The sequence below is a fragment of the Methylomonas stagni genome, assembly GCF_050154735.1.
Classification (GTDB): domain Bacteria; phylum Pseudomonadota; class Gammaproteobacteria; order Methylococcales; family Methylomonadaceae; genus Methylomonas; species Methylomonas koyamae_A.
In genome coordinates, this window is sequence record NZ_CP189557.1 from 2,507,856 (window position 1) to 2,523,461 (window position 15,606).

At 60.5% G+C, this 15,606-nt stretch carries 14 protein-coding genes; 6 read left to right on the plus strand and 8 right to left on the minus strand.

Annotation, left to right across the window (positions count from 1 at the left end):
* Positions 1-32: 32 nt before the first annotated feature.
* Both ACP4CD_RS11575 and ACP4CD_RS11580 read right to left on the minus strand, forming a co-directional pair.
* Positions 33-974 carry an alpha-E domain-containing protein gene (locus tag ACP4CD_RS11575; protein ID WP_071154854.1) on the minus strand — a complete coding sequence of 314 codons (942 nt, stop codon included), beginning with the start codon at positions 972-974 and terminating at the stop codon, positions 33-35.
* The gene (locus ACP4CD_RS11580; protein ID WP_071154853.1) at positions 968-2,395 is read right to left on the minus strand and encodes a circularly permuted type 2 ATP-grasp protein; all 1,428 of its coding nucleotides are present in this window, start codon (positions 2,393-2,395) and stop codon (positions 968-970) included. The genes ACP4CD_RS11575 and ACP4CD_RS11580 overlap by 7 nt, the downstream gene beginning before the upstream one ends.
* Positions 2,396-2,599: 204 nt before the next feature.
* Here ACP4CD_RS11580 and ACP4CD_RS11585 point away from each other — a divergent pair, with 204 nt between their 5' ends.
* The 3 genes from ACP4CD_RS11585 to ACP4CD_RS11595 all read left to right on the plus strand — a co-directional run bounded on the left by ACP4CD_RS11585 (position 2,600) and on the right by ACP4CD_RS11595 (position 6,881).
* The gene (locus tag ACP4CD_RS11585; RefSeq protein WP_313728799.1) at positions 2,600-3,475 is read left to right on the plus strand and encodes a carbohydrate kinase family protein; all 876 of its coding nucleotides are present in this window, start codon (positions 2,600-2,602) and stop codon (positions 3,473-3,475) included.
* 245 nt (positions 3,476-3,720) lie between these two features.
* Positions 3,721-6,246: an ExeM/NucH family extracellular endonuclease gene (locus ACP4CD_RS11590; protein WP_426994639.1), complete on the plus strand. Its 2,526-nt coding sequence runs from the start codon at positions 3,721-3,723 to the stop codon at positions 6,244-6,246.
* A 65-nt stretch (positions 6,247-6,311) separates the two neighbouring features.
* Positions 6,312-6,881, plus strand: a complete 570-nt coding sequence (locus tag ACP4CD_RS11595) for a hypothetical protein (protein WP_426994640.1) — start codon at positions 6,312-6,314, stop codon at positions 6,879-6,881.
* Positions 6,882-6,927: 46 nt separating this feature from the next.
* On the opposite strand, the gene ACP4CD_RS11600 is transcribed toward ACP4CD_RS11595, so the two are convergent.
* A complete protein-coding gene (locus ACP4CD_RS11600) occupies positions 6,928-7,659 on the minus strand; it encodes a DUF5765 domain-containing protein (RefSeq protein ID WP_064024157.1) in 732 nt (243 codons plus the stop codon).
* A gap of 246 nt (positions 7,660-7,905) precedes the next feature.
* On the opposite strand from ACP4CD_RS11600, the gene ACP4CD_RS11605 reads away from it, so the two are divergent.
* From ACP4CD_RS11605 to ACP4CD_RS11615, 3 genes are all read left to right on the plus strand, one after another.
* Complete coding sequence (locus tag ACP4CD_RS11605; protein WP_426994641.1) at positions 7,906-9,930, plus strand: reprolysin-like metallopeptidase; 2,025 nt, start codon at positions 7,906-7,908, stop codon at positions 9,928-9,930.
* 261 nt (positions 9,931-10,191) lie between these two features.
* Complete coding sequence (locus ACP4CD_RS11610) at positions 10,192-10,842, plus strand: hypothetical protein (protein ID WP_168031790.1); 651 nt, start codon at positions 10,192-10,194, stop codon at positions 10,840-10,842.
* Positions 10,843-10,905: 63 nt separating this feature from the next.
* Positions 10,906-11,397, plus strand: a complete 492-nt coding sequence (locus ACP4CD_RS11615; protein ID WP_426994642.1) for a glutathione peroxidase — start codon at positions 10,906-10,908, stop codon at positions 11,395-11,397.
* Here the strand turns inward: ACP4CD_RS11615 and ACP4CD_RS11620 are convergent.
* The 5 genes from ACP4CD_RS11620 to ACP4CD_RS11640 form a co-directional block, all read right to left on the minus strand.
* Positions 11,394-12,560: a flagella assembly protein FlgT middle domain-containing protein gene (locus ACP4CD_RS11620; protein WP_313728805.1), complete on the minus strand. Its 1,167-nt coding sequence runs from the start codon at positions 12,558-12,560 to the stop codon at positions 11,394-11,396. The genes ACP4CD_RS11615 and ACP4CD_RS11620 overlap by 4 nt on opposite strands.
* Positions 12,550-13,230 (minus strand): hypothetical protein, encoded by a 681-nt coding sequence (locus tag ACP4CD_RS11625; RefSeq protein ID WP_071154844.1) that lies wholly within the window; start codon positions 13,228-13,230, stop codon positions 12,550-12,552. Before ACP4CD_RS11625 ends, ACP4CD_RS11620 begins: the two co-directional genes overlap by 11 nt.
* A gap of 90 nt (positions 13,231-13,320) precedes the next feature.
* On the minus strand, positions 13,321-13,656 hold the full coding sequence (gene rsfS, locus ACP4CD_RS11630) for a ribosome silencing factor (RefSeq protein WP_064024169.1): 336 nt from the start codon (positions 13,654-13,656) through the stop codon (positions 13,321-13,323).
* Complete coding sequence (nadD, locus tag ACP4CD_RS11635; protein WP_426994643.1) at positions 13,657-14,298, minus strand: nicotinate-nucleotide adenylyltransferase; 642 nt, start codon at positions 14,296-14,298, stop codon at positions 13,657-13,659.
* Positions 14,298-15,536, minus strand: coding sequence for a glutamate-5-semialdehyde dehydrogenase (locus ACP4CD_RS11640; RefSeq protein ID WP_083385533.1), 1,239 nt, complete (start codon positions 15,534-15,536; stop codon positions 14,298-14,300). Before ACP4CD_RS11640 ends, nadD begins: the two co-directional genes overlap by 1 nt.
* Between the last annotated feature and the right edge of the window lie 70 nt (positions 15,537-15,606).

The window sequence follows — 15,606 nt, forward strand, 5'->3', positions numbered from 1 at the left end:
CTTGCCGCTAGGGACGTTTTTAGGGGCGTTTTTCAGGACGGACCGTTCAGAAAGGTACGCTGTATCTCGACGCCCAACGCATTGTTGCGGACGATGAAATCTTGTAGAAACGCGTGCAAACCGGTGCGAACGATGTCGCTCATCCGGCCGAAATGCAGGCGTGCGTGGTTTTCGCCGGCCAAGCGCAGACATTCTCGACCGCGCCGGCCGCACAACTGTTCCAGGATCGGCGCCAATTCGTCGTAGCAGGCGTGTAGCGAACGCGGCATGTCGTCGCGCAACACCAGCAATTCTGCGACTTTCCAGGGCTCCAGCGTATCGCGGAACACTTTCTGGTAAGCCTCGAACGCCGATACCGACCGCAGCAAGGAGCTCCATTCGTAATAATCGACTTCGGTGGTTTGATCGGCGTCGGGCAACAACAGTTGAAATTTGGCGTCCAGCAGCCGCGCGGTGTTGTCGGCCCGTTCGACGAAACTACCGATCCTCACGAATTTGTAACCGTCGTCACGCAACATCGTGCCGAAGGTAACGCCGCGAAACAAGTGCGAACGGGACTTGACCCAATCGCAGAACTCGCCGATTTCGGCTTCGGGCAAGCCACCGCGGATGCGTTGCCTTAGCTCTATCCACAACGCATTGACGGTTTCCCACATTTCCGAAGACATCGCGACCCGCACGGCGCGGGCGTTCTCGCGCGCCGCGCCCAGCGCGCTGACGATGCTGGACGGATTGCGTTCGTCCAGCGCCATGTAGCGAATCACGTTGGCGGCGGTATAGGTCCCGTAATCGCGTTCGAATACCTCGATATCGTCGGCGATCAGCACCGGCGGTTTCCAGCGCGCGGCTTCGTCGTAAGGACTGTTGGCGACCAGCGACATCCGGTAGGTGACATCCAGGACCCTGGCCATGTTCTCGGCGCGCTCGATGTAGCGCGCCATCCAGTACAAATGGTCGGCGGTGCGGCTCAGCATGGTTTGTCCTCGTTCAACACCCAAGTGTCCTTGGTCCCACCACCCTGCGAGGAATTCACGACTAGCGACCCTTCCCGCATCGCGACCCGGCACAAACCGCCGGGTACCAAGGTCACGGTCTTGCCGGACAGCACGAAGGGCCGTAGATCCACGTGGCGCGGCGCCACGCCGGCTTCGACCAGGGTCGGGCAGGTCGACAGCGCCAGGGTCGGCTGGGCAATGTAATTATCCGGATCGGCCAGAATGCGATCACGAAACTCCAGAATTTGCTGCTTGGAAGCGGTCGGACCGACCAACATGCCGTAACCGCCGGAACCCTGTACTTCCTTGACCACCAATTCGTCCAGGTGCTCCAACACGTACTTGCGGTCGTCTGCTTCCGCCAATTTGTAGGTCGGCACGTTGGACAGGATCGGTTCCTCGCCCAGATAGAACCGAACCATGTCCGGGACATAGGTATACGTGGCCTTGTCGTCGGCAACGCCGGTACCGATCGCGTTGGCCAACGTCACGCCGCCGTTGCGATAGGCTTCGACGATACCCGGCACGCCCAATAGCGAATCCGGCCGGAAGGCTTTAGGATCGATGAAGTCGTCGTCGATACGACGGTAAATCACATCGACCTGCTTGGGACCGTCGGTGGTGCGCATATACACCAGATCGTCCTCGACAAACAAGTCCTGGCCCTCGACCAGTTCGATACCCATTTGCTGCGCCAGAAACGCATGTTCGAAATAGGCGCTGTTGTAGGCGCCCGGCGTCAGCAACACCACCGTCGGATCTTGCACGCCGGGCTGAGCCACCGCTCGCAGATTGTTCAACAGCACTTGCGGATAATGCTCGACCGGCGCCACCGCATAGCGACGGAATAATTCCGGGAACAAGCGCATCATCATTTTGCGGTTCTCCAACATGTAGGACACGCCGGACGGCGTCCGCAAGTTGTCCTCGAGCACGTAGAATTGATTCTCGCCGGTTCGCACAATATCGATGCCGGCGATGTGCGCGTAGATACCACCCGGCGCCGCGACGCCCTGCATCTCCGGGCGGTACATTTCGTTTTCCAGCATGGCGGCGGGCACAATGCCGGCCTTGACGATTTCCCGGTCGTGGTAGAGATCGTTCAGAAACGCGTTCAAGGCCCTCACCCGCTGAATCGCGCCGTCGGCCAATTGCCGCCATTCGCTGGCCGCCAGAATCCTCGGCACGACATCGAACGGAATCAGCCGCTCGGCGCCGGCCTCGTCGCCATAGACGTTGAAGGTGATGCCAACCCGGCGGAACAACATCTCCGCCTCTCGGGACTTTTGCATCAGCTGGGCCTGATCGATGCCGTCCAACCAGTCCGCAAAGGGTTGATAGAGCGCCCGCACGCTGCCGTCGGGTGTCCGCATTTCGTCGAAATAATTCAGTGGCTTCATAGGCTCCTTACAGCAATCCACATGCCAACCCGGTCAAACGATGGCGAACCGGTCCGGACGGCCCAACGCGGCCGACTAACGCACCAAATTGGCGCAAACCCTGCGCACCCTCGCCCCAAAACGACCACTCGGCGCAAATACGTTGGCAATTTCGCCGGCTTTGACTATCGTAAGTGACTTGTACCACCATCCGCGATTCAACCAATGAATAAAGCCCAAATTACGTTATTCGGCGAAGTGTTGTTCGACTGTTTCCCCGACGGCAGCCGGGTACTGGGCGGTGCGCCGTTCAACGTCGCTTGGCATCTGCAAGCCTTCGGCGACCGGCCCCGCTTTATCAGCCGGGTCGGCGGCGACGCGGCGGGCAACGACATCCTGGCCGCGATGACCCGCTGGGATATGGACCCGTCCGACCTGCAAATCGACCCGAGTCGGCCGACCGGCACCGTGGCGGTCAGCATAACCGACGACCAACCCGATTACCAAATTCTCGACCGCCAAGCTTACGACTTTATCCAGCCTGTCCAGCCGGGGACCGGCGACGGCCTGCTCTATCATGGCAGTTTGGCGCTACGCGGCGAGGTTTCGGGCCATACGTGGACCGATCTAGCGAGCGCCTGGCGCGGGCCGGTGTTTTTAGACGTGAATTTGCGCGCACCGTGGTGGCAACCCGGCCGCATTTTCGATTTGATCGCCGGCGCCGATTGGCTGAAACTGAACGACGCCGAGCTGGCCCAACTCTTCCCCGGCACTCAGGATATCGCCGACAAAATGCGCCTGATCGTTCGAGAATTCGATTTGCAAGGCATTTTCGTCACCTGCGGCGAAGAAGGCGCGCTAGCTCTGACGCCCGACGGCGAACTACTCGGCGTCACCCCGAACGCCCGGCTCGAAGTCGCGGACACGGTCGGCGCCGGCGACGCCTTCGCCGCCGTGCTGCTGCACGGCATCGCCTCCACTTGGCCCTTACCGCTAACGCTACGCCGCGCGCAGGATTTCGCGTCCGCGCTGGTCGGCAGGCACGGCGCGACAGTCGAGGACCCCGCTTTCTATCAACACATCCTGGCCGGCTGGCAATAATCCCGCCGGGCGGGCCGACCGCGATCGCGGCGAGGGTCCAAACATTGACCCAAGCCTGTATTACATTTCACGTAATCTTCAGCAAACCGTCACGCATCCTTAACCCAGTGTCGGCGTTTTAACGCCAAAATGATCGCCGGCTCAAGCACCCGCGCGGCTCGGCTCGGCCGGGCTTCAGACCGGGTCGGGCCTAGCCGGGCCAAGCGCCCGTTCGCGTCTACATTTTTTTCCGAGATACTCCGACCATGTTCAGAAGACGACCCCTCTTCAAACCGGCGCTGACCACGCTGGCCGCGCTGGGCTTATTCGGCGGCGCTCAAGCCGCCACGCCGGTATTCATCAACGAAATCCATTACGATAACACCGGCACCGACAGCGGCGAAGCCGTTGAAATCGCCGGCCCGGCCGGTACCGACCTTAGCGGTTGGTCGTTGGTGCTCTACAACGGCAACGGCGGCGCCAATTACCGAACCGCGACGTTAAGCGGCGTCATCGCCGACCAATCGGGCAGCGGCTTCGGAACCTTGAGTTTCGGCTTTCCGACCGATGGCATTCAAAACGGCGCGCCGGATGGGATCGCTTTGGTCGATGCCAATCAGGTCGCCGTACAATTTTTAAGCTACGAAGGCACGTTCAACGCGGTTGGCGGACCGGCCGCCGGCCAAGCCGGCACCGACATCGGCGTGTCCGAGTCCAGCGCCACGCCGGTGGGGTTTTCGCTGCAATTGCAGGGTAGCGGTCAGGTTTACGAAGACTTCCTTTGGGCTAGCGCATCCGACGACAACTTCGGCGCCGTCAACGCTGGTCAAAGCTTTGCCGCCGCGCCGCCGGACTCGACCGACAAATGCGGCGATCCCGCCACCGCGATTAGCGCGATCCAAGGTAACGACATCGACAGTCCGTTGGTTGGCACACGCCAGACGATAGAGGCCATCGTCACCGCCGATTTCAGCGGCGGCGCCAAACTGAACGGCTTCTTCGTCCAGCAAGCCGACGGCGAGACCGACGCCGATCCAACCAGTTCGGAAGGCCTGTTCATAGCGGCGTCCGCATCGATCCATGTCGGTGACCGGGTACGCATTTCCGGCAACGTCGCCGAAACCTACGGCATGACTCGGCTGGAAAACGTCTCGCCGCCGCAAGTCTGCGCCAGCGGACAGGCGCTGCCGGCCGCCGTCGCGGTCGAGTTGCCGTTCGGCCCGGACAACCGGCAGGAAAGCCGAGAAGGCATGCTGGTAACCCTGCCGCAAACCCTGACCGTCACCGAAAACTACAATCTGGCTCGCTACGGCGAATTCCTACTCTCGTCGGGCGGCCGTCTGCCAACGCCGACCCAAGCCGCCGAGCCCGGCGCGCCGGCCCTGGCCATCGCCGCGCAAAACCTGGCCAATCAACTGCTGGTTGACGACGGCGCCAATCTGCAAAATCCCGATCCCGTGATTTACCCCGAGCCGGCCGGTCTGAGTGCCGCCAATACTTTAAGGGTCGGCGACAGCGTAAGCGGCGCGACCGGGATCTTGGCGTACGACTTCGGCGCCTACCGTTTGCAACCGACTCAAACATTGACGCTGAATGCGGACAACCCGCGCGACCAGGCGCCCACGCCGGACCGACGCACATCCTTGACCGTCGCCAGCTTCAATGTCTTGAATTATTTCAACGGCGACGGCAACGGCGGCGGCTTCCCAACCGCGCGCGGCGCCGACAGCCCGGCCGAATTCGCCAAGCAACGCGCCAAAATCGTCGCGGCCCTGACTCGCCTAAACGCCGATGTGATCGGCCTGATGGAAATCGAGAACGACGGCTACGCCGCCAACAGCGCGATCGCCGACCTGGTGGCCGGGCTAAATCAAGCCGCCGGCCCCGGCACCTATGCCTATATCAACCCGGGCGTCTCGCCGGTGGGCAGCGACGAAATCGCCGTGGGTCTGATTTACAAACCGGCCAAGGCCTCTCCGATCGGTCCGGCGGCCATTCTGAGCTCAGCCTTCGACCCGGCATTTATCGATACCAAGAACCGGCCGACCATCGCCCAGACTTTCCGCGACAAAACCTCCAACAAGTTGCTGACCGTCGCGGTCAACCACCTGAAATCCAAGGGATCGGCTTGCGACGATGTCAACGACCCGGATACCGGCGATGGCCAAGGCAATTGCAATCTGACTCGCACCGCCGCCGCCCAGGTGCTGACCCAGTGGCTCGCCACCGACCCCACCCATGCCGGCTCCGCCAACGCGTTGATCGTCGGCGACTTGAACAGCTACGCGGAGGAAGATCCGATCAGCGCCCTAAAATCGGCCGGCTATCGCAATCTGCTGGAGAATCTGGTCGGCAATCACGCCGCCTACAGCTACGTGTTCGACGGCGCTTCCGGCTATCTGGATCACGCCTTGGCAAATACCGCTCTAGCGCCGCAAGTCAAGGCCGTCTCGGAGTGGCACATCAACGCCGACGAGCCGAGGGCGCTGGATTACAACGAGGAGTTCAAATCGGCCGGGCAGATCGCCGACTTTTACGCCGCCGACGCCTATCGCTCGTCCGACCACGACCCCTTGTTGATGCAATTATTCGTGGCCGGCGACCTGGACAGCGACGGCGATGTGGACAGCACCGATGCCGCCGCGGCCAAGGCGCAAATCGGCCAATGCGCGAGCCGGCAGACGTTCAACCGCGAAGCGGATTACGACAATAACGGCTGCGTTTCCTACGCGGATTACCGGACTTGGTACGGCCACTACCAGCGGTATCAAACCGCCGCGACCGGCCTCTAAGCCGGCACGGCCGGTCGGCATGACGCCGACCGGCCGCTTTTTACTTTCATTTACCGGAACATGCCATGAAAACACTGAGTTGTATTTTGATTCTGACCGCTGTCGGCTTGTGGCCTACCGCGGACGCTGCCGCCTTGAGCCTTAGCCTGATTCCGCGGAGCGCGACCGTCACTGTCGGCGATACCTTCGCGGCCGACGTGGTCGCTCACGACCTGTTCGGCGACGCGGACTCGGACGAGTTGCTGCTGGCCTTCGGTCTAAACCTCGGCGATCTGGACGACGAACGTCTGGAATGGACCGGCGTCAGCGTGAATCCGGTGTTTAGCGACGATTCTGCCGCCGTGGGCCTAACCGCGGCCGGCTCGACCTTTCCCGGACTGAGCGCCGACGACACGCCGGCAAATATCACACTCGCCACGCTGTACTTTCGGGCGCTGGCGGCGGGTAGCGCCATCGTCGGCATACGCGGCGATTTGGCCGATCCGAATCAAGGCCTGATTTTTTTGAACCGGGGACCGGTGGCGATTGCCGCCGATTTCAACCTGAGCATCGTCGCGGTACCGTTACCAACCGGCGCGCTGCTGTTTGCATCCGGTATGGCGGCGATGCTCGTTAGAGGCGGACGCCGCGCCTGAAAATTGGGCGGCGGCCAGAAAAAGCCGGGCCCCGGCCCGGCTCGATTCAGGATTGCTGCTTGGCGAACCGACCGGACCAGTCGTCCGGCCGCGCCGCGAACAACTTTTTGAATTGCGGCATGAAACTGGCGGTGATCGGAATCGAATAAAAGCAATACATCGCCGCCGCCTCGCCGGTACTGACGCCGAACAACCATTGCGGCATGAACAGCGTCATCATCGCCATCCCGAAATGGTAAGACGCGATCCGCCAGTTGTGCTTCCAGACGAAACCGCTGAGCGCCAGCGCGAACAAGGAACCGTGGGTCACCAAGGTACCGAAGGCGCTGGAAATGGCATAACCGATATGATAAATGCCCATGAACAGGCAGGAGTTCATCCGACCGATGAAATTGGGCTCCAAACCGAACAATTGCCACTCGTTCGGCAGCCGGCCGAACACCAGAAACAAGCCGCTTAAACTCGCCCCGGCGATGAAGGCCTTCTTCAAGGCCGCCGGGTCGCTCGAATACGTCGCCAAGGCCGGCATGATCGCGAAGGCCTGCAGGCTGATATGTACCGAGGACAATTCGCTAAGCAGCAGATTGGTACCGTAGCCGCATTGGTCGGCGACCGGATAGGCGAAAAACTGAATGAATTCCATCAGCGAAAAATGAAAAATCGCGTAAGCGCGGGCCAACCTGACCCAAAACGCTTCGTCCTTGTCCAGCACAGTCACGGTCGCCGCGGCCAAACCCGCGACGCCCAAGCCCAACGACATATCGGCGCTAAAACACATAGTGAATCCGTATCAAAAAGTCAGACAAAACAGCCACGCCGGTGGCCTCCTCTCGCCTCGGCCGGTAATTTCGGGCTTCGGCCTGGGAACGATACACGGCCCGGGCATTTATTGCAGCTTTTTATGGTTTTAACCGGATTATTTCCTAACGGACTAAATCTTTCGTCAATCGGTTTTCCGGAAGTCCGAGCTGTGGTATTCTTGATCAGAAATTGCGAAGCCCGTCACATTCAAGGTTATCAGAGGATGAAAATCAACCAAAACTTACGCTACCTCTCTCTGGTTGTCTGGCTCGGCGCGACCAGTGCGCTGGCCGACGGCGCGCGCGCGACTTTGGTCGAACCACCGCATCCGATTTATCACGTGGTTCGCGATCAAACCCTGGCCCAGGCGGCGGCATCGATCGCCAATCGCGGCGGCTTCGGCTTCCGGATCGCCGCCGGCCTGGAATCCGACCGTTTGAATCGCAAGCTGGCCGCCGCCGATTGGCCTGCGGCATTGGCGCAATTGTTAGAGGATTACAACTACACGCTGGTCGGCGAACCCGGCGCGATTCACTCGGTTCTGATCAGCGGCCGCCGTCACAACGGCCTTGTAGACCCGACATCCGCCGGCATCGCTATCGAACCGCGCAAGGTCGACGGTCTGCCGGAACGTTACCGCCGCCTGAAACCCGGCTCGGCCATGCCGGTCGAGCTGCCAATGGCCCAGTTGCGGCAATTGAAAGCCGGCGACCGCGCACTTCTCGATCTGCCGATCGGTCAATACCAAGTCGAACACGACCGCCGCACCGACCATGCCGACGGCTCATCGACCTGGACCGGCCATCTCGTCGACGAAGGTCTGGGGTACCGGCTGAATCTGTCCGTCGGCGCGGCCGGACTGATGGGCAATCTCTACACGCCGGACGGTGAATATTTGATCGAAGGTGCCGGGGGGGCCGCCGTGCTGGTCGACCTGCAGCATTCCGGCCTGACGGCAGGCGGTTTCGACGGCGACCATATCGAACCGTCGGGTTTGCCGGCGCCAACCGAAATGGCCAAGGCCAGCCTATCGACCGAAAGCCTGAGAACCAAAGCTGAATCGCTAAGGGTGGACGCCACCGCGCTGAATCAGGAAGCCACGAATCTGTACGGCAATTACACCGATAACCAACAACTGGTCGCCAATGCTCAAACCGCCTTGACCGCGGCCAAGGCAAACACCGCAACCGCGAAAGCCGAGCTGGCAAGCCGAAAGCAGACTCTGAAATCGGCACCCAAGGACGCAACCTTGCAAGCGGCGGTCGCCAGCGCCAAATCCGCGCTGAATGCCGCCAAAGCCGCTGAAAAACAGGCCAACACCAACCTCAAGGCGGTCAAGAAATTCGAAAAATCGGCACTGTCCGCCTACAACAAAAAGATCGCCGCGTATAAAAAGGCCAATACCAAGGCCGAAAAAGCCGAAGCCGATTACGCCGCCCGACTGAACGAGACCGGCGGAGGCAATACCGAAAATAACGGTAATAACGGAAACGGCGGCGGCAATACCACCGAAACCAACATCGTCGACGTGATGGTGCTCTACACCACGGTTGGGCAAAGCGCCGATTACGCCAAGCAGCGCATTCAATATCTGGTCGATGTCAGCAACCAGGCTTATCGGGACTCGGGCATCCACGCCAGTCTGCGCCTGGTGCATACCGAAGCCAGCGCCTATACCGAAACCAACCTCGACAGCACCGCATTGGACGATTTGGGAGCGGGGAACGGCGCGTTTGCCAATGTCGAGGCTCTGCGCAACCGCTACGGCGCCGATGTGGTGGTATTTTTCCGTCCCTTCTACCATTTGGCCTCCGGCCAGATGTGCGGCATCGCCTACCAGGGATTTTACAACGGCGGCGATGCCTATCCGTTCTTGGCCTATGCGGTGGTCGGCGACGGGTATTCCTTGGAATCGGATAATTACTATTGCACCACCGGCAGTTTCGCCCACGAAATCGGCCATACGCTCGGTAACGTCCACGACCGGGAGTTTAGCAACTTGCAAGGCAAGTTCGAATATTCCTACGCCTGGGGCATAGACAACCTGTTCGGCACGATCATGAGCTATTACAGCCCGCAAATCCTGCTGTTCTCGTCGCCGTCCCTGAGCACTCAATGCGCCGGCGGCCCCTGCGGCTATCCGGCCGGGTCGATACATTCGTCCGACCAGACCGCCACGACCAACTATACCGCGCCCTTTGTCAGCGCATACCGACAGACCCAAGTGAGCGTACCGTCGATAGAGTAACGCGGACGCCACTTAAATAGACTTCATAAGTTTTTCAAGGATTTATGATATAAATCATCCCGATTGGCCGGCCAGCCGCCGACCGATCGCCGCGCCCCGAAAGCGCTACCGCCAAGGTAACGCCGGCACCAGGACGAACGGAACGCGGAAGCGCAACGATGCTTTGAACCGGACCGTGCCGCTGGGCCGATCTCAGCCTGAAACCACTGCAGGCCCGACGTCCATTCCGGATCGATAACAACAATAACCAGGGGAAAGCTCATGATCCAAATTATCGTCGTCTCAACCATTTTTTCGCTATTGCTGCTGGGTCTGTTGGTCTGGGCGATCAAACGCAAGATCGCCCTTCGCCGGCAGCTGGAAACCGCGCAAATTGCAACGCCTGGTTCGGCAATGCCAGCCGACGCGAACCCACAACACCTGAACGCGCCGCCCGCGGCGGAACCGACATGCGCCGAGCCTGCAAAACCGAGCGCCGCGCCTGTCAACCTCGGCGCCGTCTCCGCGGTGCCCTTGCCGCATACCGCGAGCGATACGGCGATCCCGGAAGACTCGGTGCTGCGCCGCCATTTTCTGGCGATGCGCCTCGCCGAGCGCGAGCAACGGGCGAGACCTTATCCCACCGATTCCGTGCTGCGCCGACACTACGACGCAATGCAAAAAGCGGCACTCGAAACGGCATCCGCAGTGCGACCGGCGTCGGCAGCCGGCCACCAGCCGGCCCGCCCCATACCCAAATCAGCGCAGCTGCCCGAGGACTCGGTGTTGAAACGGCACGTACTGACGCAATTGCTGTCCGATATACAATCCCAATTGCCGCCGCAACCGACCGACTCCGCGTTGAAGCGGCATTACGCGGCGCTGTTGCAAACCGAACTGGACAAACGCCTAACCGGCGGTTTTCCGGCCTGAGGGTCAACGCCCCGGACCGGCTCCCGCCGGTCCGGGCCAGCCACATTCATCGACAAAGCTACCATGGACACTATTTACCGGTTTTCAGCCGTCACCCTGAGCGGCGCGCCGTTGGCACTCGACACCTTCCGCGGCCAAGTACTGTTGATCGTCAATACCGCGAGCCGTTGCGGCTTCACCCCGCAATACCAAGGCTTGCAAGCGCTATACCGCAAATATCGAGACCGAGGCTTCGCGGTGTTGGGCTTTCCGTGTAATCAATTCGGCGCCCAGGAACCCGGCGACAGCCAGGCGATCGGCGAATTTTGCGCGATGAATTATCAAATCGACTTCCCGATATTCGAAAAAATCGAAGTCAACGGCGACGGCGCACATCCGTTGTACGCATTTCTGAAGGCTAGCGCGCCGGGCGTGCTGGGTTCGGAAGCGATCAAATGGAATTTCACCAAATTTCTGATCGGCCGGGATGGTTGCGTCAAACAACGCTACGCGCCACTGACCGCTCCGGAGACCTTGCGCGGCGACATCGAAGCCTTATTGGCGGAAAACGTTTAACGCGACTGAAAACTCTTGACCCAGTCGCCGGGCCGGACAATGGCGGCGCCGGCGTCCATTTGACCGACGGCGGTCGCGGCGCTAACGTCGACGATAGTCAAAATGCCGCTGGGATCACCCAAGCCGGTATCGGCCCGATTCTGGGCCAGTGGATACACCATCAATTTGTCGCCGGCCTTGACCTTATCTTGCGCCCCGGCGGCAATCACGACACGACCGGATTCGACCCGCGCCACCCGTGTAGCGAACGGGTAACAGCCGAACATTTTGTGTATGTCTTCCGAAGCCTGAGTAATGATCTCATCGATCTTATGGCCGGCAGGCGTCGCGTTGAAGCGGTCGCTACCGACCGTGTAGCCGGTCGGCAGGCTGACATCGCCGACGATGGAGTCGGTGTAGCGCTGCTGAAACAACAGCGCCCCGGTAAAGCCGTCGTAAACGAATACGTCGATGCCGACGCTGCGCCGACCGACAAAATCGCGGACCAACGATTTCAGATCGGCCAACACGCCGGTGCCGCGCACGTACTCGGTGGATTCGATCCGAAAATCGCGTATCACGCCGGACAGCACGAACTGCGCGTTTTGCTGGCGGGCCACGTTCAACACCATGGATTCACCGCTGCCCTCGGCCGGCACCAACTCCGGCGCGATGTCCGGTCGGGCGTACAGCGCGGCATTGGTCAGGTTGCGACCGATAAAGTCGCCTGTTTCCATGAGTCGATTGTTGATCTCGCGAGGAATGCCGCTGTACAAATCCTGGCTCTCGGAACCGCTGAGCTGGTCGGCGTTCATAATCGGAAAGCCGGTCGCGACAATCTTCTTGCGATAGGGAGACGCGCAACGCTCGCTGTCGGCCAACATTGCCAGCACTTGCACGTGGTAGACGGCGCCGTCCTGCCATTCGTCGACCACCTTGATATCGCTGATCAACTGGTCGCCGCGATTGCCGCGCCGCAGCCGAGCCGAAGCCGCGTCGACCGCGTTGTCGATAGCGGCCCGCCGAGCCGCCTCGCGATTCGCACCGGCAATCGCTGCGCTACCCTCGGCGCTAACCTGTCGCGAGGCCGCCAAATCGCTGGCGCTATCGTCTCGCGTACCGGCGCCGCCGCAACCGGCCAACAGCAAAATCAGTAAAACGTGGCTAAAGCCGTTACAGCGCATTGAGGAACCCGTTGGTCAGGAAATAATTCAACAGCGTACGCGCGCCGGTGTTGATTGTCCATTCGCTGTCGTACATGCCGGCATCAAGCAAGACATCATCGACGACATTGGGTTGTTTGGAAAAGCCCTTGACGTGGTATTGGTCGCTACAATCCCGATTGCCGCAAGCCAGATTCGCGGAAACCACGGTAGCCTCCCGGTACCCCAACCGGCTGAAAGCCAGCTTTTGGTCCTGTTGCTGACATTGCCCGACCTGCCCCGCATCGCCCGCCATGCAGCGATAAAAGCGCGGCGTCAAGGTCAGGTCCAACGTGGCTTTCAAATGATCGCGAACGGTACGGTAATCGGCGGGACGGGCTTCGCGCAAATAGCTATCGACGTAAATCCGATAGGCTTCGTCGCGCATCACCTGGGCGCCGACCGTCGAGCCGTTAGGCAGCGGCTCGCGATAAAGTTGAGCGGCCAAATCACGGTAGGCGTCGAGTTTGGCATTCTGCTGGGCTTGCTGCCAGCGTTGCTTGACGTTCAGCGCGCCGCTGTCGTCGAAGCGACTAATACCGCTGGCGCTGAGAGTTTTGGATTCGGACAAGCCTGCGGATTTGCCGGCCGGCCCGGCGCAGCCCGCCAGCCATAACAACGGGATGATTTGAAGCAGTCTCAGGGTGTTCATGGTTCCTCCTCGGGCTAGCCTAGTCATCGACTGACCGGCCGAAATCTTGAGGAGGACGGCCAATTTAAATCGGCCGCGCCGGCTCCCGGCTCAGGCGGATTTGGCCGGCACCGACCAGAGTTTTTCCAACTGGTAGAACTCGCGCGCCTGGCCGGTCATCACGTGCACGATCACGTCGCCGAGATCCAGCAAAACCCAATCCGAGCCTTGCTCGCCCTCGGTACCGATCGGTTGGATGCCGTTTTCCTTAACTTTCACGACGACGTAATCGCACAGCGACTTGGCGTGCCGCGCCGAGGTCGCGGTCGCGACGATCATAAAATCGGTGATGCTGGTCTTGTCGCGCACGTCCAACGTCGCGATATGCAGGGCCTTGCGCAGATCCAGTTCGGTTTGGACCAATTGGGCTAATTCGGTACTTTGCATTCAGGTTTCCGTAGATGTCGAGCTTGCTCGATAAAGTTGATGTTGTTGAATATAGGCCAGAACGGCGTCCGGCAATAAAAATCTAGGATTCGTCCCGTCGGCGATAATCCGGCGGATTTGGGTCGCGGCAATGTCCAGCAAGGTCACCGCTTGAAAAAACAACTTGCCCGCCCTGGCGTCGCGCAACTCGTCCCGCCGCGCCGCGAGGCGGGCTCGCATAAAATCGCCAAGTACCGACGGTTGAAAGCCTGGCCGGGTCATCACCACAATATGGGCGTAATCGAACAGGTCCCGCCAGCGATGCCAGCCTTCCAGACCGGTGAAGGCGTCGGCACCGACGAACAGCACCAAGCCGGACCCCGGCAACTCCGCCGCCAGCGATTGCAGGGTATCCACCATGTAGGACGGTCCCGGCCGGTCCAGTTCACGTCTATCGACGCTCAAACCGGGCGTGCCGGCGACCGCCAATTCGAGCATGCGCAAACGGTGCTCCGCCGAAACATCCGGCTCGCCGCGATGCGCCGGCACCCGGCACGGAATCATTTTCAAGTCGTCCAATTCTAAGCATTCGCGCACTTCCAATGCGGTCCGCAAATGCCCGTAGTGAACCGGGTTGAAGGTGCCGCCGTAAACGCCGATCATTACTGGCGGATATGCCCGTCGCCCAGCACGATGTATTTCAACGAAGTCAAGCCGTGCAAGCCGACCGGTCCGCGCGCGTGCAATTTATCGGTGCTGATGCCGATTTCGGCGCCCAGACCGTATTCGAAGCCGTCGGCGAAACGGGTCGAGGCGTTGACCATCACCGAGCTGGAATCGACCTCGCGCAAGAAACGCCGGGCCAGCGTGAAATCCTCGGTAACGATGGCTTCGGTATGCGCCGAGCTATAGGTGTTGATGTGGTCTATCGCCTCGTCGATGCCGGAGACGATCTTGATCGATAAAATCGGCGCCAAATATTCGGTTTGCCAGTCGGCTTCGCTGGCCCTGACCGCGCCCGGAATCAATGAACAAGTTTTCAGGCAGCCGCGCAACTCCACGCCCTTGGCGGCGTATTGCTCGGCCAGGATGGGCAATACCGCACCGGCAACGCTTTCGGCAACCAATAGCGTCTCCATTGCGTTGCAGACGCCGTAGCGATGGGTCTTGGCGTTCAACGCGATCGCCACCGCCTTGTCGAGGTCGGCCTTGACATCGATGTAAACGTGGCAAATGCCGTCCAGATGTTTGATGACCGGGATGGTCGCCTCGGAGCTAATCCGCTCGATCAGACTTTTACCGCCGCGCGGCACGATCACATCGACGAATTCCTTCATCGTCACCAGCGCGCCGACCGCCGCCCGGTCGGTGGTTTCGACGACTTGCACCGCCTGTTGCGGCAGTCCGGCCTCGGCCAAACCTTGCGCGATACAGGCGGCGATGGCCCGATTGGAATGAATGGCTTCGGAGCCGCCGCGCAAAATGCAGGCATTCCCGGCTTTCAGGCACAGCGCGGCGGCATCGACGGTGACATTCGGTCTGGATTCGTAAATGATACCGATCACGCCCAGCGGCACCCGCATTTGTCCGACTTGAATGCCGGTCGGCCGGTAACTGAGGTTGGTGATTTCGCCGACCGGGTCCGGCAACGCGGCGATTTGGGTCAAGCCCTCGACCATTTTTTCGATACGGGCCGGCGTCAGATCCAGCCTGTCCAACGAAGCGGCATCCAGGCCGTTGGCTTGGCCGGCTTGCAAATCCTTGGCGTTTTCGGCGATCAACGTGTCGGCGTTGGCGGCCAAGGCTTCCGCGATTTTCACCAGGGCCAGATTCTTGCGGCCGGTATCGGCCTTGCTGATCTCGCGGCCGGCCTGTCTGGCCTGCTTGCCCAATTGCTGCATGTAGCGGGTTACGTCCACAATGTTACGACTCGTTGATTTTGAAAAAACCGCCATTATAACCCAGACCCGC